Source organism: Sporosarcina sp. FA9 (genome assembly GCF_051550205.1).
GTDB lineage: Bacteria > Bacillota > Bacilli > Bacillales_A > Planococcaceae > Sporosarcina.
The window spans coordinates 2,884,464-2,906,709 of record NZ_CP188819.1; the positions used below are offsets into that span (position 1 = coordinate 2,884,464).

Below are 22,246 nucleotides of genomic sequence, written 5' to 3' on the forward strand. Positions count from 1 at the left end.
CTCTTTCTCTCTCTGTTGTTCTCTTCGCCTCCAGACAAATGCTGTCACAACATGCATTATAAGTAGCGACAACACAGGAAACCCAAGTGTTTTTGTAGTGTCTTCAATTTTTTAATACTGTTTTTATTTATCCTGATAAGTTAACTTCACTTTCTGAACATAACGTCTGACAATGAAAATCACTATTCCAACAATAATTGTTACTACAGACACAAGTTGTGCCGCCCGCAGTTCGCCGATAACATACAAACTATCGGTCCGCATTCCTTCTATGAAAAACCTACCTACTGAATACCAAACTAGGTAGAACAGGAACATTTCCCCTCTTTTCAAAACTACTTTACGTAATAAAATGATGATGACAAGTCCAACCAGGTTCCACAAGGATTCATAAAGGAATGTTGGATGATAAGTTACACCTTTTATTGTCATTTGGTTCATTATCCAATCAGGGATAATCGTATTATTTAAAAAGTTCTCTGAGACGGGCCCACCATGTGCTTCTTGGTTCATAAAGTTTCCCCAACGACCAATAATTTGGCCAATAAGAAGACCCGGGGCTGCAATATCAACTACTTTCCAGAAAGAAACTCCACGACGTTTCGTATAAAAGTAAGTTGTGATAAATGCACCAATCAATGCACCGTGTATCGCAATTCCACCTTCCCAAATTTGAAGAACTTGGCCAAGATTATCTTTATAATAATCCCAAGAGAAAATAACATAGTAAATTCGTGCACTTATAATCGCGATAGGGACCGCCCAAATGAGCAGGTCAGTAAGAAAATCGGCATGCATCCCTCGCTTCACCATTTCACGCTGAACAACGATAAAAGCAAGCACAATGCCAAGTGCGATTAAAATTCCGTACCAACGTACTTCTAAAGATCCAAGTGAAAATGCAATTGGATTTATTGCTAGTAAGTTAATCATATGTAGTATCTTACTCCTCTCCGTCCATCTGACTTGGTCTACTTCCAATTACATTATCCAGTTTATCAGAAAACTCTTTTGCAGCATTGACGCCTAATCTTTTCAGGCGGTAATCCATCGCAGCAACTTCTATAATAACTGCCAAGTTACGCCCAGGACGAACGGGAACGGTTAATTTAGTTAGTTCTGTACCAATGATTTTAATTTTTTCTTCATCAAGCCCTAGTCGATCATATGTTTTTTCCAATATCCAGTCTTCCAGTTCAAGAACAATCGAAATTCGAATATCTCCTTTTATTGCACTTGCACCAAACAATGTCATCATATCAATTATTCCTACACCGCGGATTTCCAACAAATGCTCTATGAGCTCTGGCGAAGTCCCAATTAATATGTTTTCAGCTACTTGTCTAATTTCAACAAGATCATCAGCGACGAGACGGTGTCCTCTTTTCACTAATTCAAGTGCTGTTTCACTTTTACCAATACCGCTTTTCCCAGTAATAAGGATCCCGATTCCATATACGTCCACTAAAACTCCATGAACCGCTGTCATAGGCGCAAGTTTACTCTCTAAAAAGTTTGCCAGCATCCCTGAAAATCTTGTTGTTGCAATACTTGTACTAAAGACTGGAATGCCCATTTTATGAGCCGCGGCAAATAACTCTTCAGGAACTTCCATTCCATTCGCGGTAATAATAGCCGGAGTCACATCCGTGCAAAGACGTTCCATCCGATCAATTCGGTCTGCTTTTTCAAGCCCATTAAAAAAAGATAATTCCGTTTTACCAAGCACTTGAATTCTCTCCGATGGATAAAATGTGAAATATCCGGCCATCTCTAGTCCAGGACGAGAAATATCACTATTATATATCTTTCTTCCAAGTCCTTCTTCTCCCGCCTTAAGCTGAAGTGAAAATCTATCTTGTATCTTTTTAACAAGTACATAAGACATTAACATTCCTCCAATTGATTTAACTTACCCTACTACACATATTTATTCATTTTAACATAATAAGAGAAGATGTCCTCTAATTGCGGATTTATTCTATATAGGAAGTGATGAAGGGTATTTAGATTACTATTGGATAAAAAAACCGGTTCACACACAAAATACTAATGTGTGTGAACCGGTTTTTTTTATAGATGCTTTGCGTTATAGCAAACAAGTACAGAACCTGTTTTCGCTTCACCAAAAATATGCAGTGACTTTTCATTATCTATTTCCTTTTTAAAACGGATGGATCGTTGGAATAATTGTTCCGACTCTTTTGTACGGTTTACATCCCCTAATTGTAAATCAAGTCGCCCCATGTTCGAAGCAATTTCTCCAGACAATGAAATATCAGAAGGAATGTATATTTCAACTGAACCACTCATCGTTTTCGCTTCTATTCTTTCCGCATTAGAATCCGTTGTAGTCACAACGACATGTCCACTTAGAGATTGAGCTTCAACATTCTTTAGTAGACCGTCAATGTAAACACGTCCATTTAACGTCTCCGCTTCCAAAGTAGTCCCTATTAATCCGTTCAGATCAATGGAACCATTCACGGTTTCAAACTCTGCTTCTTTAAAAGTAAGATTAGAAATACCAATTTTACCATTAGCCGTTTTCACACGGACTTTATTAGCTTCAACGTCATTCATTTTAAACGAGCCATTTAATAAACGTGCAGAAATTTTATCATAATTCTTTTTAGGAATATAAAGATTTAAATTTACTTGAGTCATTTTCATATTACTAGACACCATAAGTTTATTCTCATCTTTAACGACAAGGATTTTATCAAGAAATTCATTTTTTGCAATTTCCTCGGATTCAGAGCTGTAGGTTTTCACCGTAAAATCCGCTCGAACCTCATTCTCTTCTCCACAGTGAATCGTAACTTTCCCATTATCAATATCAACGAGAACTTCTTCGATTCCATCTGCAGTTTTTGAGATTGTGTGATTAAATGAAAATGCATGACCAAAAGGCGTTTCAAAATCAAATGTTTTTACTTTTTGGACGGCAGATTGCATGAATTGCATAAATCGATCACCAACATGTGAAAAGTCTTTCTTCAAATCATCTAGAAAGTCTTCCATGGAAGGTTCTTCCGATTGTTCCCCGTTAGACTTAGTATCTTTAGTATCAAACTCATCATTAGGCGTTGTCGACTCTTCAGCTTTTTGTCCGGTAGTTTCTTTATCACTCGTAGGTTGAGACTTTCCTAACTTTTCAAGAAGTGTTAAAGCATCTTCTGTAGTAATTATCCCGTCTTCAAGCATTGTTAAAATTCGTTTCCGTTCGCTTTGCATGATTCAGCCTCCTAATAGCTTTTTTCGGATTTCTCCGTTTTCCTCTTATGTGTATATATACGATTGAATCTAGAAAAGGTTTCATTTTCAGATTGATTCTGCTGCTTCGACTTTTGCTTCCATCCGCTTTCGGTCCCGTTCAAGTGTTAATTTTAAATAATGACCTGTATAGGAAACATCTGATTTCGCAATTTTTTCCGGTGTACCGGTCGCAATTATTTGTCCGCCTTTGTCTCCGCCTTCTGGACCTAAATCTATTATATGGTCTGCGGTTTTGATGACATCTAAATTGTGTTCGATGACAAGTACAGTATTTCCGGTATCGACGAGTCTTTGTAACACTACAAGTAGTTTTTCAATGTCATATGTGTGAAGACCGGTCGTTGGTTCGTCTAGAATATAAAATGATTTTCCATTCGAGCGTTTATGAAGCTCTGATGCAAGTTTCACACGTTGAGCTTCTCCCCCCGACAATGTCGTCGCGGACTGGCCAAGCTTAATATAACCAAGCCCAACATCTAAAATCGTTTGAAGTTTCCGACTTATTTTTGGGATATTCTCGAAAAAGAGAAGTGCATCTTCTACAGTCATATCTAATACATCGGCAATATTTTTACCTTTATAGCGGATTTCAAGCGTTTCGCGATTATAACGTTTTCCGTGACAAATTTCACAAGGTACATAAACATCTGGCAAAAAATGCATTTCAATTTTAATGATACCGTCACCGCGACACGCTTCACAGCGACCTCCTTTTACGTTGAAACTAAAACGACCTTTTTTATAGCCACGTACTTTTGCTTCATTCGTAGAAGCGTATACGTCACGCACATCGTCAAACATACTCGTATAGGTTGCCGGATTCGATCTAGGTGTTCGGCCAATTGGAGACTGATCTATTTCAATTACCTTTTCAAGTTCTTCTAAACCTGTAGCCGATTTATATTGCCCAGGTTTTTGTTTTGACCGGTTCAACTTCTGAGCGAGCACTTTATATAAGACTTCATTTACCAATGTACTTTTTCCTGAACCAGAAACACCTGTTACAGCAATAAATTGACCAAGGGGAATGTCTACATTGACATTCTTTAAGTTGTTTTCAGCAGCACCTTTTATCGTTATTTTCCGACCATCCGACTTACGTCTTTTTAGCGGCAATGGAATAAACTTTTCACCACTTAAATACTTCCCCGTCAACGATTTGGGGTCGTTCATTACTTCTGTTGGTGTTCCTGCGGAAACGACTTCTCCGCCGTCAGCACCCGCACCAGGGCCCATGTCAATCAAGTAATCTGCCGCCATCATCGTGTCTTCATCATGCTCAACAACAATTAACGTATTACCAATATCCCGCATATTTTTAAGAGTTCCAATCAAACGATCATTATCACGTTGGTGAAGACCTATTGATGGTTCATCTAAAATATAAAGGACACCAGTCAGTCTAGAGCCAATTTGAGTCGCGAGTCGTATTCGCTGAGCTTCTCCTCCAGAGAGCGTTCCTGATGCTCTTGATAATGTTAAATAATCTAAGCCAACATTAATTAGGAATCCAAGTCGTTCAGCTATTTCTCGCAAAATAAGTGCAGCAATCTTCGTGTCTTTTTCAGATAACTTTAACCCTTTAAAAAAGCGGTCAGCTTCTATAATGGAAAGCTCTGTCACTTTCCCTACATGAACATCATTCACTTTAACAGCTAGAGACTCTTCTTTTAGACGGTAACCATTACATGTCGGACATGGTTGTTGTGCCATATATTTCTCCATTTGGTCTCGGATATAATCTGATGAAGTTTCTTTATATCTTCTAGCAATATTGGATAGTACCCCTTCAAAGTAAATATCACTATCACGCGTCCCGCCAAATTCATTTGTATAACGAAAACGAATCTTTTCATCTTTGGAACCATTTAAAATTACATCAAGTTGTTCCTCTGAAAGTTTCCCTACAGGTGTTGCCATTGAAATTCCATAGTGCTTTGCTACGGTTTTTAATAACTCTGGATAATACTGCGAACTGGTCGGTTCCCACGGTGCAATTGCGTGCTTTTTTAAAGATAAAGAATAATCCGGAATGACGAGTTCTATATCGACTTCAAGTTTCGTTCCAAGGCCGTCGCATTCTCCACACGCACCAAATGGACTGTTAAATGAAAACATACGTGGTTCAAGTTCCCCAATCGAAAATCCACACAGTGGACATGCATGGTGTTCGCTAAATAGAATTTCTTCCCCATCAATAACATCCACTAATACAGTTCCTTCTGCGAGACGTAGTGCCGATTCTAACGAATCGCTTAGACGTGCCGCGATGTCATCATTCATAACAATTCGGTCGATAACAACTTCGATATTATGCTTCTTATTTTTATTCAACTCAATCGTATCGTCTAAATCAATGATTTCACCATTCACTCGAACACGTACATAACCTTCTTTTCGAATGTCTTCGAGAAGTTTCACATGCGCACCTTTGCGACCCGAAACGATTGGCGCAAGTATTTGGAGTCTTGACCGTGATGGTAATTCCATAAGTCGATCGACCATTTGTTGGATTGTTTGTGACGATATTTCCGTGCCGTGTATCGGACAAATCGGTTTACCAACACGTGCGTATAGCAAACGTAAATAATCATAGATTTCGGTTACAGTTCCAACAGTTGAACGGGGATTGCGACTTGTTGTCTTTTGGTCAATTGAAATTGCAGGAGATAAACCCTCAATTACATCCACATCCGGCTTGTCCATTTGCCCTAAAAACTGACGGGCATAAGAAGACAATGATTCTACATATCTCCGTTGTCCTTCCGCGTAAATTGTATCGAAAGCAAGAGAAGACTTCCCTGATCCGGAAAGACCCGTCATTACAACGAGTTGGTCCCTTGGTATATTTACGTCAATATTTTTCAAATTATGTGTTCTTGCACCCTGTATGATGATTTCTTTATTTCTCATTGGACTCACCTCTCCGCTTTCAGTTCCAAAATAGTATCTCGCAATTGTGCAGCCCGTTCGAATTCAAGTGCTTTTGCCGCAGCTTTCATCTCTTTGTCTAGGACTACTAAGAGCTTTATCTTTTCATCTTTCGTAATCTTTTTACCTTTCGTCAGTTTCTCAAAATAAGACTCCTCTTCTTCTGCCACTTGTGTTGCACGAATTACATCTCGTACTTCTTTTATGATTGTCGTTGGGGTAATGCCATATTTAATATTATGCGCATTCTGTATATCCCTACGACGCTGCGTTTCACTAATCGCCTTCGTCATTGAATCCGTCATTCGATCTGCATACATAATAACATGACCATTAGAATTTCTTGCAGCACGACCAATTGTTTGGATCAAAGCGCGTTCAGAACGAAGGAACCCTTCTTTATCTGCATCTAAGATTGTTACAAGAGAAACTTCTGGAATATCAATACCTTCACGTAAGAGGTTTATACCGACCAACACATCGTATGTTCCAAGCCGTAACTCACGAATAATTTCAATGCGTTCAAGTGTTTTTATTTCCGAATGAAGGTACTGAACTTTAAGCCCAATCTCTTTTAAATAATCAGTCAAGTCCTCGGACATCTTTTTCGTAAGTGTCGTAATGAGTACACGTTCATTCTTTTTTATCCGTTCATTTATTTCATAAATCAAATCATCAATTTGACCATTAATAGGCCTTATATCAATTGTTGGATCAAGCAGCCCCGTTGGTCGAATAATTTGCTCAATCATTTCAGGTGTATGCTCAATTTCATAAGGTCCTGGAGTTGCTGAAACATAAATAGCATTATGCACTTTCTTTTCAAATTCCTCGAATTTTAGAGGACGATTATCCAATGCGGACGGCAACCGGAAACCATGTTCCACCAATGTGCCTTTTCGAGCTTGGTCTCCGTTATACATTCCACGTACTTGCGGCAATGTGACATGACTTTCATCGACAATTAATAGAAAATCTTTCGGAAAGTAGTCTATAAGTGTATATGGTGTAGCTCCCGGTGGGCGAAGTGTTAAATGGCGGGAGTAATTTTCAATCCCTGAACAAAAACCAATCTCTTTCATCATTTCCAAATCGTAGCGAGTTCGCTGTTCAAGACGCTGGGCCTCAAGAAGCTTATCATCATTACGCAATACTATTAGACGTTCTTCAAGTTCAGTCTCAATGTTTTCAATAGCTTTTACCATTTTCTCTTCACTCGTAACAAAGTGTGATGCTGGAAAAATTGCTACATGTTCGCGTTCAGCAATAATTTCACCCGTTAAAGCATCTACTTCACGTATTCGATCAATTTCATCGCCGAAAAATTCAATCCGAAGACAGCGTTCATCACGTGAAGCAGGAAATATTTCGACAACATCACCACGAACACGGAATGTACCGCGAACAAAGCTTATGTCATTTCGCTCATATTGGATATCAACAAACTTCCGTAGAAGATCATTGCGCCCTATTTCCATACCTATTCGTAAAGATACGACGTGATCTCGGTATTCTGTTGGAGACCCTAGACCGTATATACAGGACACAGAGGCAACAATTAGAACGTCCTCTCTTTCGAATAATGAAGATGTTGCAGAATGTCGCAACTTATCTATTTCATCGTTAATACTCGAGTCCTTCTCAATATACGTATCCGTATGTGCAATATACGCTTCCGGTTGAAAGTAATCGTAATAACTGACAAAATACTCGACCGCATTATCGGGGAAAAACTCCTTGAATTCACTATATAATTGTCCTGCTAATGTTTTGTTATGAGCCATAACAAGAGTTGGTTTATTTATTTCAGTAACAACATTTGAAACCGTAAATGTCTTCCCACTACCAGTTGCTCCAAGAAGAGTTTGATGTTTTTCATCTTTTCGAAGTCCTTCTATAAGTTTAGCAATGGCAGCAGGCTGATCGCCCTGAGGAGTATACGGAGCTTGCAAATTAAATTTACCGACCATAGTCGTCCCTCCAAATAATGAATTATATATATGTCTCTTAGTATATACTAAATTCTCAATATATAACGAACATCTGTTTTAGTTAATGAAAAAAACGTTACATGAACAACTCATGTAACGTCCTCATAACTTTCAAACAATTTCATTGAATTGCGCAAGTTGATCGGAATACTTTAGAAAAGACTGTTCATCTAGACAATCTAGTGAATGATTAATAAGCACCATCAGTCGTTCCTTCGTTTGTTCCCTGTGAATGCGATTTAGAAACAAGTCCATATAAATCTCATTCAGCAGTTTTTCCGCTTCAATCGAAGAACTGTTTCTCCCCACGGCTTTCATAAACTCGGCATATGAATAATTGTTCTCCATTTCACTCACCCCTGATGCCTTTTAATTAGTATATATAATTATCGAACAAAGTTGCAAGGTTTTTTGAAATATTCTATTTATTACACCAATAACAGGTGATAAGTCATATTAGTAAGCTTCTTTCTTTTCGCCTGTGTACCGGATTGTTATCTCTGAAATTAGTAAGATTATAGCTAGGAGAAGAAATGGTGTCAGTGAAATTCCGTAAAAATATAGCGCAGCTATCAGCACAAATCCAGCTTGAATCCACTGCACTTTACGAACTATCTTACGGATTGCACCTGGACGTGTATCTTCTCTTTCCGGAAATAACATGTCCATTCGGAACTCATATCCGGAACGGAGTGCGTAAATCAGCTGTACCGCTGATGCAAATGCAAGTGCTCCGGCAAAAATAAAGATTACTATCGGGAACGGGATAAAAAAAGTCCCCACTACAGCTATGGCAGTAAGTCTAACCCACAACCAAAATATATCATCCGTTCGAATAAACGTACGCTTAATAAGATACGATTGTGCAACAGCACTTTCCAATTTCACTGGTCTAGTTAGAAAACCAAGCCAAGCTCTTCTACTAACCGATCCTTTTAAGTGTGGAACATCTGTGAAGTAATTTGCAAATCGATAAAAAGCCATCATTCGATTTTGTTCCAACTCAATGAAATGATCGTATGGAAACGGTTTTTTACTTTTAACATTTCGCCAATACACACAGTAGATACCAATTATAATGACAATAGGTACAATGATCAGCGGATTATAACTTAACAATACTACTAGAAGGATTGAAATTAATAAAAATCGAATCGTACGATCAAGCCATACCCAACGCCCACTAAGTGCATGCCTGAAATAATATTCTGTTTCAACAAAAATCCACTTGAAAACAAGAATGAAAACAGCAATCCAAATATAAACAATTTTCGATCCTGTTTCTGTAGCAGAAAGTAAAGGTAAAACAATAATAAACAAAATAAAAGGCAAAGGTAACTGAGAAAAGGTTGTCCAGCTTAAGGCTCGACTCAAGTAGCTTTCCATTTGCTTTTCTAAAGGCAAAAAGTAAACTGTGTCTGCCTGTTTAATTAATGTTACAGGTGGAGAATAAGCTAGAGCTGCACCAATTAGAATGGCCGTGATATATGCAACTGGAAAATTCGCTGGTACATCTTTCAGCCATTCACTATACGCATAACCCCCTGCACCTATTGTAAACACGAGAACGATTGCCAAATGTCCCGTAAATACATACTTTAAATACTTCTGAAGCTCTGTCATGTAATGAACAAAACGGGTTCCCCATATTTCACGCATATTGTTCATAATCTGATTCCTCTGTCATCGCAATGTATAAATCGTCTAACGATGCATTTGGTCGTCCAAACGCCGCTCTTAGCTCTTCCATTGTCCCTTCTGCCCGGAGTTTTCCTTCATGCAGTAGGATGATTCGATCACAATGCTGTTCCGCTGTCGATAAAATATGTGTAGACATCAGAACAGATGCACCTTCTGCCTTCCTTTCAGACATCTGTTCGAGCAAAGATTTAATACCAATTGGATCTAGTCCAACAAATGGTTCATCAATAATATATAAGGATGGATTTACTAGAAATGCACACATGATCATTACTTTCTGTCGCATTCCTTTTGAAAAATGAGACGGGAACCATTTTATGCGCTTTTCCATCATAAATTCTTTTAAGAGACTTGCTGAACGAGCTTCAAAAACATCCTTATCAATTCCATAAGCCATCGCAGTTAGTTCAAGATGCTCTCTAAGTGTTAATTCTTCGTAGAGAATCGGTGTTTCCGGAATATAAGTGAAGGACCTTCTGTATTTTTCGGGATCTTCACCAAACGTCACACCATTTACACGAATCTCACCACTGTGTGCATTCATAAGACCGATGATGTGCTTAATCGTTGTACTTTTCCCCGCACCATTAAGACCAATTAAACCAACGAGTTCTCCTTCTCCAATTTCAAAAGACAAATCGTGTAAAACTGGTTTGCGGGAATAACCACCTGTTACATTTTTTAATTCAACAATTGCCATGTCCATCCCCCGTTCTGCTTCTATAATAACAAAAACATTCCCTGAATGTCTTGTCCATCGCACATCTATTATTTAAAGATATGATACACTTGTCTAAATAATGAAAGGAAGTGGCAAAATGACTGAGTGTATTTTTTGTAAAATCATTGAAGGAACAATTCCAAGTGCAAAGATTTATGAAGATGAGCATGTTTATGCATTTATGGATATTATGCCTTTAACTAAAGGACATGTACTTCTAATCCCTAAAAAACATACAGAAAATGTCTATAATTTAACTGCTGAAGAAGCTGGTCAGCTGTTCGCAGTAGCTCCAAAAATCGCAAATGCATTGAAGGCGGAATTCAATCCAATTGGAATGAATTTACTTCAAAACAACGGTGCTCCAGCAGGTCAATCCGTTTTTCATTTCCATTTGCATTTTATACCTCGTTACGATGAATCTGACGGCTTCGATTTAGCTCTATGGGAACCAAAAGTCTCCGAATATACTCCCGAACGCATAAAAGAAATTGCTGCAGGTATTCAAAAACAACTAAAAAGTTAAGCTTGCATGAATTCCATATTTATTATACTATTACTATTATTAATAAGATTTTCGCCACCGATCATGAGGATACGGTAGGGAAATCAAAAATCTAGCTGAGCTGAGGAGAGAATAGAAATGAAAACAAAAGAACTCGTATTAATGGCCTTATTGGTTGCAGTGGGTGCCGCGTTGTATTTAGTAATTCCCGGATATAACAGTGGAATGAAACCGGATTTCATGTTAACAATGATGTTCATAGGGATACTTTTATTCCCAAATGTAAAAAACGTTTTATTACTCGCAATTTCAACTGGGGTCATCTCAGGTATATTTTCAACGTTTCCTTTAGGATTTATACCAAATATCATAGATAAGCTTATTACAGCTTTTATCTTTTTTGCAGTAATTATGCTTCTTTCAAAATTTGCTAAAAGTGTAATTGGATCGGCAATTTTCGTAGCATTTGGAACGTTGGTTTCAGGAGCTATATTCTTATCGGTTGCATTCTTTATTTTAGGAGTAAAAATTCCAGGCGTGGAAAATCCGTTTGTATTCTTTTATATAACAGTTGTTCTTCCAGCGGTTGCTTTGAATGTAATTGCTTTTATTATTATCAATCCCATTGTAATTAAACTAGCAAAACAGTCATCATTTAAAACTACAGCCCTGAATTAATTATAGGTATTAAAGCTTTCCGATAGTAATTCGGAAAGCTTTTTTTGTTGTCGAGACATCTTTAAAATGTTTTAATTAAACTATACTAAGGAATATTAGAAGTAACGAGAGGAGAATACTTAAATTATGAAAACATCAACATTTTTCATTGGCTTGGCAGTAGGAACTGTTGCTGCCGCAGTTACAGTTTTATACTCCACTCCCAAATCAGGGAGTGAACTGCGCACATCCGTTAAAAGCGCTTCTACAGACATGAGAGAGCTACTTCTAGACGCAAAAGAAAAAATCAACGATCTAAAAGTATCCATTACAAAGTTAACAGTAGAAGCGAAAAAAACTGTTCCTGGTGCTATTGATGAAATTAAGGAATCGATAGTAGATTGGACAGAAGCGTCTGAACCTAACAAACAACGCATGGAAAAAGAACTTTTTGAAATTCGAACAGCAATAGAAAAACTAGAAGAACTTATAACTCCACAACAGAAATAACCATTTAATACGGCTATCTATTTTCGTTACAGGTAGCCATATTATTATTTTTGAAAAAGTTTTTTAAAGATTAGTACTTCTCTTCCTATGCTTTACTGCTATAATAAAAGATAGTTAGTTACTTTAGAAAGTTGGTGCTATTCATGATTGATGAGAAATACCCGCTAAAGGAAGCAATGATTTTTACACAGCGTGTTGCACAGATGTCAAAAGCACTTTGGAAAGCTGTGGAAAAAGATTGGCAACAGTGGATTAAACCTTATGATTTGAATATTAATGAGCATCACATTTTATGGATTTCTTTCCATCTTAAAGGTGCGACTATTTCTGAAATTGCTAAATACGGCGTTATGCATGTTTCGACAGCTTTCAATTTTTCAAAGAAACTAGAGCAACGTGGATATCTAGAGTTTTACAAAAAAGATGATGACCGCAGAAATACATATGTTTCAGTAACTGAAATCGGACAAAATCTTTTACTAGAAATGAATAATAGCTATTACAATACCGAGCATGGTATTCTAAAGGGGTCATTACCAATAAAAGAACTTTACGGTAAATTCCCTGAATTCCTTGAAGTAATGTCTGTAATCCGCAATATTTATGGTGAAGAATTCATGGAAATATTTGAACTGGGCTTTAAAAACATTGAAAGTATCTTTGATGAAACAACCGGTGAAATAATTATCAACAATGATATTAAAAATGATGATGAACTTTGACATCATATTCTAATATCTAGAGATAAATTATTTCAATTTCTAACACCTTCTGCTATGATAATTTAGAACGCTGAAGAGGAGGAATAAACTTGATTCTAATTATGGCAGTTCTATTTTCATTGTTTTATTTATTCCAAATAAATAAAATGACCTTTGCACTTTGTGAATCAAAAGAAATTCCTGAAGATAAGCAACCAAAAGTATACAGAACAGTTAATATACTTATTACAATTTTAATTTTATCATTCTTTGTTCAAGTTCTTGTATCGACATGAGAAAAAGTCCATTCACCCTATATGTAAGGGAAATGGACTTTTTTTATTGTCTTTTCAACGTATATTTCTTGAGTCGCTTCTGCTTCGATTAATTAGTACACAAATGCTGCACCAACAATTATCAATAGAATAAATAACACAACAATCAGCGCAAAGCCTGAAGAACCTTGGTTATAACCGCTCACAGGAGCACCCCCTCTCTCTCTATGTATCTTATGCGCGGCATTGTCGTATTTGTAGGCAGTTTATCCGGGAAGGTCATTTTGTTTTTCAAGCGCTTTCATGGTATAATATCCCCTGTTGCATATAAATGTTAGAGGAGAAGATACATAATGAAAAAAATTATATTAGCTTCGGTATTTGCTACATCTATCCTGTTGGTATCAGCATGTAGCGATAAGGAAGTTGCCAAAACAAATAACGTAATCGTTTCGACAAAGGCTGGAGATATTACAAAAGAGGATTTATATGAAGAGATGAAAGATTCAATCGGCACTGAAGTTCTTGAGAATCTTATCTTATTAAAAGCGATTGAAAATGAATTTAAGGTAACTGAAAAAGAAATTGATGATGCAATAAAAGTTGAAAAAGATAAGTATGGCGACAGTTTCGACCTATATCTTTTACAAAACAATACAACGGAACCTGTTTTCGCGAAAAAGATGGAGTTTAAACTATATCAACAAAAAATGATTGACTCATTAGATGATGTACCTGCCGGAGAAATTGAAGCACAATTTGAGAATATGAAAAAAGAAATACATGCACGTCATATACTTGTAGCAGATGAAAAAACAGCAGATGAAGTGATTGCTAAATTAAAAGATGGCGAAGATTTTGAAAAACTTGCTAGGGAAAATTCAACAGAACCAATAGCACAAAAAACCGGTGGAGATCTTGGATGGTTTGGCATTGGAAAAATGGTTCAACCATTTGAAGATGTAGCTTTCGCTCTAGAAACCAATAAAATTAGTGAACCCGTACAAACGACACATGGCTTTCACATTATAGAGGTACTTGAAACAAGAAAAAAAGAACTTGAAAAAACATTTGATGAATTAAAACCTGATATTGAAAACAATCTTAAATCACAACTATTTGAAGAAAAACTTGTTGTTCTTCTAAAAAATGTAGGTGTAGAGATTAAAGATGATGACTTTAAATCCGTTCTTAATGAATATTTAACAACAGATGCAAATAAATAAAGTACAAAACCCGTAGACCAAATTGGTCTACGGGTTTTTTCATAAATCACATATTAATCAATTGAAGGTTTATAAAATGAACGATTTTCCAGTGGGAAGATTCTTTCAGTAAATTCGCCTGGCTCTGCTTTCCCAAGTGCTCGATTCAACATGTTCATTTTCGCATCAATGTTATCAATATAATGAAGCATCTCTGCTTCTTGTAGCATCGGTCGTTTTGGACTGCCCCATTCTTCTTTACCGTGATGTGACAATACCATATGTTGCAACAACATCACTTCTTCTCCTTCAATTTCAAGCTCGTCAGCTGCTTTTGAAATTTCATTAACCATTATCGTAATATGACCAAGAAGATTTCCTTCGATTGTGTATAGTGTTCCTATTGGTCCTGAAAGTTCAATTACTTTTCCAATATCATGAAGAATAATTCCAGCGTATAATAGGTCCTTGTTCAACGTCGGATATAATTCCGCAATCGCTTTTCCAAGCTTCAACATGGATACAACATGATCGATAAGACCAGAGACATAATCATGATGATTGCGTGTCGCTGCAGGGTATGTCATAAATGCCGTTTGATGTTTTTTCAATAGATGTCTTGTAATTCGTTGGATGTTCGGATTTTCCATTTCAAAGAAATATTGCATTAATTCTTCATACAGTACTTCTTTACTTTTTAAAGCGGAAGGCACAAGTTCTGAGAGAGTGACGCCCTCTTCCTCTTTCACAGGTCGAATACTTTTAATACGCAACTGATTTTTACCGCGGTAATCATGGACATCTCCTCCCACCTTTACAATAGTGGATGTGGCATATGTCTTCTCATGTTCTTCTGTTGTATCCCAAAGTTTTGCCTCAATATCGCCACTTTTGTCTTGTAAAATGAGTGTCATAAATGATTTCCCGGTAGTTGTAACCCCTTTAATGGACTGCTTAATGAGCAAGTATAAGTCGATTGTTTCGCCAACTTTATAATCCAGTAACTTCTTCATTGTGTGAACTCCTCCTGTTCGCTTCCTAATCTTGAAATATCTAAAACATGAGCATCTTGCCATATTTCTTTCATATTCTTGTGGCAAGTAAAGTAAATGAATTGACGTTGTTGTCCTAATTTATTTACCTTTTCAATTATATTTGATAATCGTTTTCCATCAAAATGAACGAACGGATCATCCATAATAATTGGGAAGGGTGCCAAGTCCTTTAAAGATGCTGCAAGTGCAAGTCGCAAAGAAATATAGGCTTGTTCCTTTGTTGCCTGACTCAGTTCCACAACTGGAAAGTGAACACCATTTGACTGTACCGCTTCAAAATACCCCTCATTCGTAACAATAAGCGAGCTGTATTTCTTATCTGTCAAATTACAAAACAGCTCTTCTGCGTTTTTCAAAACTTCGGGCAACTTCTTCTCTTTCAACTCACTCATAGTTCTTTTTATTGCTTCAAATATCGCTTTGTTTTGTGACCACTTTATTGCAAGTTCACCGAATTCTGCTTTCTTCATTTCAAATAACTGCAGTTTTTCGCTGTACGTTTCATCTGATAGAAGTTGTTTTGTTTTATGAACAAGTTCTGCTTTTTCATTAATAAGTTCATTTAATTGTTCGTTAATCGATAACAGTTCGAGTTCAGCTGAATTTCCCGCATTCCGTAATTCTTCATCTGTCATCCCTTTTTTTAACTCTAACAGATTATTAGCGGATAATTGAGCTTTTGTATCTGCCAATTGATCTTTTAATCGTTTTGTTTCCAAATAATTATCGTATGCAAGGTATAGATCCTCTTCGTTTTCCGCTCCCGCTTCTTTTAACAACAAATTCAAGCTCTCTCTTGTTGAGTCCACAAGTAAGGTTGCCTCTGTTAACAAAGGGATTAGACGTTCTATATTTGAACTAATAAATGCGGAACTTTCAATTTCCTCATTTAGTTGAATAGATTCCCTCCTAAGCATCTCATAAATTGCTTCTGGTGGCACGATTTTTCTTAAAACGAATTCTATTTCCTTAATTCGTATACCAATTTTCAAATCTACATCGTTTTTCTCTTGCCTTATCGCCAACAGATCTCGCATAATTTCCTGCCATTCACGAATCATGCGAAACAGCTCAGGAACGATTCCCGTAGAAGGCAGCCCATCGAAACCATATATTCCAAGAAATTGTATAAGCGAAGATTCTATTCGACCTTCCTCTATTTGCAATATTTCAAGTTCTGTTTCCATTATTCGAAGCTTTTCAATCGATTTTGTCAAGGCAGTTTTCAAAGCTTCTCTTTTTCGATTAAAAAGTTGAATACGTTGCTTTAACTGTTCCATTTCACCTTCTTTACCACTATGGCTTTGAATGAATTCCGTCATTTCATCCAACAACGGATCTTTTTTTGTCACGGATGGATTTCTTAAAAAAAGATAGACGGCAAGTCCGACGATTATTATGCCTACAATTCCCAAAGTTAATTCTTTTTGAATAAAAGCGTATATGAACAAGAGTACAGCCATTAGCGCTAAAAGCAGTGGCGTTCTATGCATATTGCTAGAAGCAGTTTTTCCACCAAATAAAACATAAGCCTTTGCTTCCGCAAGTTTTGCTTGAATTTCTCCCCAAGTATTCACTCTTTCAATTTCATCACTGGAGGGAGCACCTTCGTTCTCAATTAACTCCAACTCTGCTTGATTTTCTTCAATATCTTTCTGTATTTGAAATTGTCTTTGCTCTGCAAAACTCATTTGATTTTTGCAATTTGATAACTCGGTAATAAGTTCATGCATTTCTTCTTCTTTTCGAATCGATACATCTGCCTTGGAGAGTTGTATTTCCTGTTCTTTGTCTTTCATCCCTAATCGATCAAAAATACGATGTTTCATACCTTCTAATCTTCGGATTTCATCTTCTGCGGTTTTGCTTGTCGTCCGAAAATAATGCCACTCGGATTCCTGCGCTAAAAGTAATTCCATTTCAGTCCGTCGATCAGCATCAATTTCTAACGGTTTTCGTTTTTCCAACTCTTCAATTTCATCTTCAATTCTTTGTTTTTTTGCAGTTATTTCTTTCAATCTCTCCGATAGTGATTCAAAACGTCGAATTCCATCTGCTGGAAAACCTATTGTTCCAAGTTTTTCAAGCTCCGTTTCCAGCAACTCCTTTTTAGTATGTAACGGTAGTGCTTGACGATGAAGTTTTAAGTTCCGAATGGTTTCATCTACTTTTCTTTTCGTTTCATGAAGCTTTAAGAGCTCCGTATCTATATAATTAATACGATTTATTGCAGGTGTATATTCCTCCACTTTCTCTTGTTCCATTTTAATATCCAATTCGAGTTCGCGCAGTTCTGCTATTTTAACATTCATCTCTGGTATTTTTCCGGATTTTTTAAATAAGTCGTTCATCGTTTTCTCCATCTTTTTTTCAAGTAACAGTAATGAATCAACACCTGTAGTTCCAGAAGCCAGAAGAGTTCTACTTAACTCTTCTTGATTCATTTTTTCAAATCCTTGAAGCTGTAAAAGCGAGAATGAAAAAATCGATTCAAAAGACATCCTGTCGTAATGTCTTAATAGAATTTTCAATTGTTCTTCATTTCCTGTAGTTCCATCTTGAAAATGGACAGTCACTTCCCCTGCAGATTTTCCGCGGATTCTTTCAACTACACATGTTCCATAAACCTCATCAATTAGTTGGATTTGTCCACCGTATTTACCACCTGATTTCGGTTCATACCTGAGAAGCGTGCTGTTCCGTTGAGGAAACCCAAATAATATATGTAAAATGAATTGTTGAATCGTCGTCTTACCCGCTTCATTTAATCCAAATAATACATTAATACCTGGACCTAGTTCGATGGTCAAATTTTCATGTTTTCCGAATCCATAAATACTCAGTTTTTCAATTATCAAAAGACCACCCCTTTCAAGGTTCAAAAATAGTTCATTCTTTTTCTGACGTTTCAGTAGCCATTATACGAGCAACACCCGTTTTTATTGTACGGATTTCATCCTCTTTTAGAACATCTAGATACCTTACACCCCGAGCATGTTGGTAGACATCTTTTAAAATAATCTTCCATTCATCCTCGGTCCAGTTATTTATCCGATTGAGTACAGACTTTGATAGACCATCTGTTATAGACGATAAACTTGTATCCCCTGTAAAAGAAATACTGTGAATCCAAACAAATAACGTACCATCTTCAACCACTTCACGAAGCACATCCAGCCATTCTGCATCTGGGGACTGTTCAAATAAATCAGCTGCTTCTCTATCTATTTCAACCATAACGAGTTCAACAATTCCTGACCCATATTGTGCTTTGAAAGCATCAATTTCTTCTATACAGCGTTCAATCCATTCATTTGCATGACAAATTCCTTTACAAGAAATGAGTAATGTATCGAACACTAATGCCGATGCTGGAATGAATTTAAGTTCTGCACTCGATTTCGATAATTCAACTTCATAAAACCCTTTGATACCCTGTTCATTACGATGACGGCCTTGTAAATTTCCCGAATACACAATCGGAGGTTCCTCATGCAAGTTCTGCCTTAAATGGATATGCCCCAGAGCCCAATAATCATAGTTTTTTGAAAGCAAATCATTTTTAGTAAACGGAGCATACACGGAATGTGTTTCATTTCCTTCTATACTTCCATGAAGCATACCAATATTGAAATTCGACGAATTGTTTACGATAGGATATTGCTGAACTACTCGATTTCGGATATGACGTTCTGAGTAGCTAAAACCTGTAATATGTACGATGTTTCCATTGAATGTAGTTTGTATCGTTTCAACATCTCCGCTAAACACATGAACGTTTGGGGGCAGCTCAAATCGTGTCCACCGTCCGCCAAGATGATCATGGTTGCCGTACGATAGATATACTTGAATACCCGCTACATTCAATTTCTCCATACCTTCTTGGAACTTCATCTGAGCACGTAAACTTCGGTCTTCCCCGTCATATATATCCCCTACTATAAGGACAAAATCAGGTTTCGCCTGAAGTATATACCCTATAAATTTATTAAACGCATTGAACGTACTCTCGCGCAACTCTTTCAACCTGTTATGTGGTAGACCCTTCATTCCTTTAAAAGGGCTGTCTAAATGTAAATCAGCCGCATGAATAAAACGAATTGTAGACAAAAATAACCCCTCCTTCATACATCGAATACTTGTTCTAATTTTACCACAAAGAAAAAAACTCCGCGAACTATATCGGAGTCCTTACAAATCTACCTATTATTCTTTCCCGAGCTGAATTGCTTTCCTCAAATCTTTTAATGATTTAGATGGACCATACATAAGAACACCTCCGCGGTAAACGCGTGCACCAAACCAACCAAGGATGAAAATTGTAACGAGCATTATTCCAATAGACAGTAACGGTTCCCATACTGGAAGCTCAAGCATTCCCACACGTAAGAACATTACCAAAGGTGCGAAAAAAGGTATGAATGATGCGTATTTCAAATACAGCATTTCTGGATTACCAAGACCTGTAGCTGCAATCATAAATGCTGCGACAATTAAAAGGTTCAGGGGCATAATCATTTGTTGTACATCTTCTGTTCTACTCACGAGTGAACCTAGTAGAGCTGCAAGTGTTGCATATAGGAAATAACCCAATAAGAAGAAAACGACTGCATAAACAACTGTCATTACATTCATATTCGAAAAACCAAAGACCGAAAAGAATCCGTCTACCATGTCTGATGATGATGTTTTTAATGCTATAAATCCCGCTAGACCGAATAATACCATTTGAACGAGTCCGAGCGATCCAACCCCAAGTATTTTCGCAAACATATGCTTTGCTGGTGAAACACTTGAAATCAGAATTTCCATTACTCGTGATGATTTTTCAGCGGCAATTTCTGTCGCTATCATTATTGAATAGATAATAACTGAGAAATAAATTAGGAACATTAACACATAAACAAGTCCTCTTGCCTGACCCAGTTCCTCCTCCGTTTTTGCCGATGGAGAAACAGACGTTTGCTCAAAACTAATTGGTGTAAATAATGTTTGAACTTGTTCAGTAGTTAAAGATAATTCATTCGCATTTAGTTCTGTTTGGATTGTTTGAAGCGCATCTTCAATCATCATTGGAAGCTGAAAATCCAATGCACTCATTGATGAAAACGTCGCAGTTATTCTATTCGTAGAATCTAGCCCTAAAACTACAAACGAATCGATTTCACCATCTCTCACTTCATCGGTAAGTACTTGCTCCGATTTGTCGGTTAACTCTACCGTGACGTCGGCTTCATTTGCACTTAACTGGGTTACTAATGACGTTCCCAAATTACCACTTGTATCGATGACATAAAGAACTTCTGCTGAATCCTTATCGCCACCTGTAATACTTTGAAACGTTTCAACAATTGTGGATATATTCGCGAATAAGAAGACTGCCGCAATCATTATTGCTGTTGTTATAATGAAGGACTTCGTTTTGGCTTTTGTCATAAATGCCTGTTTAAAAATAATGATAAATTCACGCATGCTCTTTCCCCACCTTTTCAATGAAAATATCTTGAAGTGAAGGTTCCTCTATTGCAAAGTGTCGGATAGGTCCGGATTTCAGTGCAGCTGTTAGGAGTTGTTCTGCAACACTTTCAGATTCGACTTGATAAAGAGCACCTTCCATTGATTTCCTAACCGATGTCACACCGGATATTAAATCAAGATGAGTTAAATCATTATCTGAATTAATGCGCACATTTTGATTGCCAAAAGAGCGTTTCACCTCTCGTAACGATCCACTTACAATTTGTTTCCCATGATCAATAATGCTCAGCTGCTCACATAACTCTTCCACATGATCCATGCGGTGACTTGAAAAAACAATTGTCGCACCATTATTCCGAAAATCTATAATAGCACTTTTCAACATTTCAACGTTTACAGGGTCTAACCCTGAAAAAGGTTCATCTAATATCAATAGTTTAGGATTATGCATGAGCGAAGCAATAACTTGGATTTTTTGTTGATTTCCTTTGGATAATTCCTCAACCTTTTTGGTAGCATATTGTGGAATTTCCATTCGCTCAAGCCATTGCTTGATTGCTAATTTAGCGTCTGGCTTTTTCATACCACGCAATTGGCCCAGAAAAATAAGTTGCTCTTCCACTTTCATTTTCGGATAGAGCCCTCGCTCCTCCGGTAAATAACCGATTTCGGGACTTGTTGCATACGTGATGGGTTTATTATTCCACGTAATTCTACCTTCATTTGCATTTAATAGACCAAGAATCATTCGAAACGTCGTTGTCTTACCCGCACCATTTGCCCCCAAAAACCCATACATTGTTCCTTCATTAACGGACAATGTTAAATTATCTACGGCAGTAAAATCACCGAAACGCTTTGTCACATTTTCAATTTGTAAACTCATTGTATTTCCCCTTTCAACTAGCTGCTTCTAAACTATACGAATCTCGTTTGCAGAAGTTTCAATTTATGTTCTTTTATTAAAAATAACAACCGCGATCCCATAAGATATAAATATGTCAAATCCTTGGTATATACTTAATCCTTCTCTGGTTTAAATACATCTTCAATTCGACAATCAAACAAGTTTGCAATTTTAAACGCCAGCGTGAGTGACGGATTGTACCTTCCTTTTTCAAGGGAGATGATTGTCTGCCTTGAAACCTCTAACCGTTCAGAAAGTTCGTCTTGAGTCAATTTCATCTCAGTTCGCTTTTCCTTAATCAAGTTATTCAGTTCAATGCTCCCCTTTCCT

General features: G+C 37.1%; 21 protein-coding genes. 6 read left to right on the forward strand and 15 right to left on the reverse strand.

Annotated elements, in window-relative coordinates:
- Nucleotides 1-123: 123 nt before the first annotated feature.
- The 8 genes from lgt to ACP8HH_RS14690 form a co-directional block, all read right to left on the reverse strand.
- Nucleotides 124-933: a prolipoprotein diacylglyceryl transferase gene (gene lgt / locus ACP8HH_RS14655; protein WP_438312528.1), complete on the reverse strand. Its 810-nt coding sequence runs from the start codon at nt 931-933 to the stop codon at nt 124-126.
- A gap of 10 nt (nt 934-943) precedes the next feature.
- Nucleotides 944-1,888 (reverse strand): HPr(Ser) kinase/phosphatase, encoded by a 945-nt coding sequence (gene hprK / locus ACP8HH_RS14660; RefSeq protein WP_438312530.1) that lies wholly within the window; start codon nt 1,886-1,888, stop codon nt 944-946.
- A 185-nt stretch (nt 1,889-2,073) separates the two neighbouring features.
- Nucleotides 2,074-3,237, reverse strand: a complete 1,164-nt coding sequence (locus tag ACP8HH_RS14665; RefSeq protein WP_438312533.1) for a DUF4097 family beta strand repeat-containing protein — start codon at nt 3,235-3,237, stop codon at nt 2,074-2,076.
- Nucleotides 3,238-3,324: 87 nt separating this feature from the next.
- Nucleotides 3,325-6,192, reverse strand: coding sequence for an excinuclease ABC subunit UvrA (gene uvrA, locus ACP8HH_RS14670; protein ID WP_438312535.1), 2,868 nt, complete (start codon nt 6,190-6,192; stop codon nt 3,325-3,327).
- A 5-nt stretch (nt 6,193-6,197) separates the two neighbouring features.
- Nucleotides 6,198-8,180 (reverse strand): excinuclease ABC subunit UvrB, encoded by a 1,983-nt coding sequence (gene uvrB / locus ACP8HH_RS14675; RefSeq protein ID WP_438312537.1) that lies wholly within the window; start codon nt 8,178-8,180, stop codon nt 6,198-6,200.
- 132 nt (nt 8,181-8,312) lie between these two features.
- On the reverse strand, nt 8,313-8,549 hold the full coding sequence (locus ACP8HH_RS14680; RefSeq protein WP_438312539.1) for an IDEAL domain-containing protein: 237 nt from the start codon (nt 8,547-8,549) through the stop codon (nt 8,313-8,315).
- Between the two features lie 108 nt (nt 8,550-8,657).
- On the reverse strand, nt 8,658-9,869 hold the full coding sequence (locus ACP8HH_RS14685) for an ABC transporter permease (RefSeq protein WP_438312542.1): 1,212 nt from the start codon (nt 9,867-9,869) through the stop codon (nt 8,658-8,660).
- A complete protein-coding gene (locus ACP8HH_RS14690) occupies nt 9,853-10,602 on the reverse strand; it encodes an ABC transporter ATP-binding protein (protein WP_438319202.1) in 750 nt (249 codons plus the stop codon). Before ACP8HH_RS14690 ends, ACP8HH_RS14685 begins: the two co-directional genes overlap by 17 nt.
- A gap of 118 nt (nt 10,603-10,720) precedes the next feature.
- On the opposite strand from ACP8HH_RS14690, the gene ACP8HH_RS14695 reads away from it, so the two are divergent.
- The 5 genes from ACP8HH_RS14695 (at nt 10,721) to ACP8HH_RS14715 (ending at nt 13,292) form a co-directional block, all read left to right on the forward strand.
- On the forward strand, nt 10,721-11,149 hold the full coding sequence (locus ACP8HH_RS14695) for an HIT family protein (protein WP_438312544.1): 429 nt from the start codon (nt 10,721-10,723) through the stop codon (nt 11,147-11,149).
- Nucleotides 11,150-11,266: 117 nt separating this feature from the next.
- Entirely contained in the window at nt 11,267-11,806 is a 540-nt protein-coding gene (locus ACP8HH_RS14700) for a tryptophan transporter (protein ID WP_438312546.1), read from the forward strand.
- A 126-nt stretch (nt 11,807-11,932) separates the two neighbouring features.
- Nucleotides 11,933-12,295, forward strand: a complete 363-nt coding sequence (locus tag ACP8HH_RS14705; RefSeq protein ID WP_438312549.1) for a YtxH domain-containing protein — start codon at nt 11,933-11,935, stop codon at nt 12,293-12,295.
- 143 nt (nt 12,296-12,438) lie between these two features.
- Nucleotides 12,439-13,017: an HTH-type transcriptional regulator Hpr gene (locus ACP8HH_RS14710; protein WP_438312551.1), complete on the forward strand. Its 579-nt coding sequence runs from the start codon at nt 12,439-12,441 to the stop codon at nt 13,015-13,017.
- Nucleotides 13,018-13,106: 89 nt separating this feature from the next.
- Complete coding sequence (locus tag ACP8HH_RS14715; RefSeq protein ID WP_438312553.1) at nt 13,107-13,292, forward strand: hypothetical protein; 186 nt, start codon at nt 13,107-13,109, stop codon at nt 13,290-13,292.
- A 92-nt stretch (nt 13,293-13,384) separates the two neighbouring features.
- Here the strand turns inward: ACP8HH_RS14715 and ACP8HH_RS14720 are convergent, their stop codons facing one another.
- Nucleotides 13,385-13,477 (reverse strand): YjcZ family sporulation protein, encoded by a 93-nt coding sequence (locus ACP8HH_RS14720; RefSeq protein WP_179393195.1) that lies wholly within the window; start codon nt 13,475-13,477, stop codon nt 13,385-13,387.
- A 147-nt stretch (nt 13,478-13,624) separates the two neighbouring features.
- On the opposite strand from ACP8HH_RS14720, the gene ACP8HH_RS14725 reads away from it, so the two are divergent.
- Nucleotides 13,625-14,497, forward strand: coding sequence for a peptidylprolyl isomerase (locus ACP8HH_RS14725; protein WP_438312557.1), 873 nt, complete (start codon nt 13,625-13,627; stop codon nt 14,495-14,497).
- A 53-nt stretch (nt 14,498-14,550) separates the two neighbouring features.
- Here ACP8HH_RS14725 and yhaM read toward each other — a convergent pair whose 3' ends face one another.
- The 6 genes from yhaM to ACP8HH_RS14755 all read right to left on the reverse strand — a co-directional run bounded on the left by yhaM (nt 14,551) and on the right by ACP8HH_RS14755 (nt 22,227).
- Complete coding sequence (gene yhaM / locus ACP8HH_RS14730; protein ID WP_438312559.1) at nt 14,551-15,489, reverse strand: 3'-5' exoribonuclease YhaM; 939 nt, start codon at nt 15,487-15,489, stop codon at nt 14,551-14,553.
- Nucleotides 15,486-18,389 (reverse strand): AAA family ATPase, encoded by a 2,904-nt coding sequence (locus ACP8HH_RS14735; RefSeq protein ID WP_438312561.1) that lies wholly within the window; start codon nt 18,387-18,389, stop codon nt 15,486-15,488. The genes yhaM and ACP8HH_RS14735 overlap by 4 nt, the downstream gene beginning before the upstream one ends.
- A 31-nt stretch (nt 18,390-18,420) precedes the next feature.
- The gene (locus tag ACP8HH_RS14740) at nt 18,421-19,641 is read right to left on the reverse strand and encodes a metallophosphoesterase family protein (RefSeq protein WP_438312564.1); all 1,221 of its coding nucleotides are present in this window, start codon (nt 19,639-19,641) and stop codon (nt 18,421-18,423) included.
- Between the two features lie 96 nt (nt 19,642-19,737).
- Entirely contained in the window at nt 19,738-21,003 is a 1,266-nt protein-coding gene (locus ACP8HH_RS14745) for an ABC transporter permease (protein WP_438312566.1), read from the reverse strand.
- A complete protein-coding gene (locus tag ACP8HH_RS14750; protein WP_438312568.1) occupies nt 20,996-21,895 on the reverse strand; it encodes an ABC transporter ATP-binding protein in 900 nt (299 codons plus the stop codon). The genes ACP8HH_RS14745 and ACP8HH_RS14750 overlap by 8 nt, the downstream gene beginning before the upstream one ends.
- A 134-nt stretch (nt 21,896-22,029) precedes the next feature.
- A complete protein-coding gene (locus ACP8HH_RS14755) occupies nt 22,030-22,227 on the reverse strand; it encodes a helix-turn-helix transcriptional regulator (protein ID WP_438319204.1) in 198 nt (65 codons plus the stop codon).
- Nucleotides 22,228-22,246: the final 19 nt, after the last annotated feature.

Coding starts and splice junctions, on each gene's coding strand:
- lgt (WP_438312528.1), bottom strand. CDS start 933: ATGATTAACTTACTAGCAATAAATCCAATTGCATTTTCACTTGGATCT.
- hprK (WP_438312530.1), bottom strand. CDS start 1,888: ATGTCTTATGTACTTGTTAAAAAGATACAAGATAGATTTTCACTTCAG.
- ACP8HH_RS14665 (WP_438312533.1), bottom strand. CDS start 3,237: ATGCAAAGCGAACGGAAACGAATTTTAACAATGCTTGAAGACGGGATA.
- uvrA (WP_438312535.1), bottom strand. CDS start 6,192: ATGAGAAATAAAGAAATCATCATACAGGGTGCAAGAACACATAATTTG.
- uvrB (WP_438312537.1), bottom strand. CDS start 8,180: ATGGTCGGTAAATTTAATTTGCAAGCTCCGTATACTCCTCAGGGCGAT.
- ACP8HH_RS14680 (WP_438312539.1), bottom strand. CDS start 8,549: ATGGAGAACAATTATTCATATGCCGAGTTTATGAAAGCCGTGGGGAGA.
- ACP8HH_RS14685 (WP_438312542.1), bottom strand. CDS start 9,869: ATGAACAATATGCGTGAAATATGGGGAACCCGTTTTGTTCATTACATG.
- ACP8HH_RS14690 (WP_438319202.1), bottom strand. CDS start 10,602: ATGGCAATTGTTGAATTAAAAAATGTAACAGGTGGTTATTCCCGCAAA.
- ACP8HH_RS14695 (WP_438312544.1), top strand. CDS start 10,721: ATGACTGAGTGTATTTTTTGTAAAATCATTGAAGGAACAATTCCAAGT.
- ACP8HH_RS14700 (WP_438312546.1), top strand. CDS start 11,267: ATGAAAACAAAAGAACTCGTATTAATGGCCTTATTGGTTGCAGTGGGT.
- ACP8HH_RS14705 (WP_438312549.1), top strand. CDS start 11,933: ATGAAAACATCAACATTTTTCATTGGCTTGGCAGTAGGAACTGTTGCT.
- ACP8HH_RS14710 (WP_438312551.1), top strand. CDS start 12,439: ATGATTGATGAGAAATACCCGCTAAAGGAAGCAATGATTTTTACACAG.
- ACP8HH_RS14725 (WP_438312557.1), top strand. CDS start 13,625: ATGAAAAAAATTATATTAGCTTCGGTATTTGCTACATCTATCCTGTTG.
- yhaM (WP_438312559.1), bottom strand. CDS start 15,489: ATGAAGAAGTTACTGGATTATAAAGTTGGCGAAACAATCGACTTATAC.
- ACP8HH_RS14745 (WP_438312566.1), bottom strand. CDS start 21,003: ATGCGTGAATTTATCATTATTTTTAAACAGGCATTTATGACAAAAGCC.
- ACP8HH_RS14750 (WP_438312568.1), bottom strand. CDS start 21,895: ATGAGTTTACAAATTGAAAATGTGACAAAGCGTTTCGGTGATTTTACT.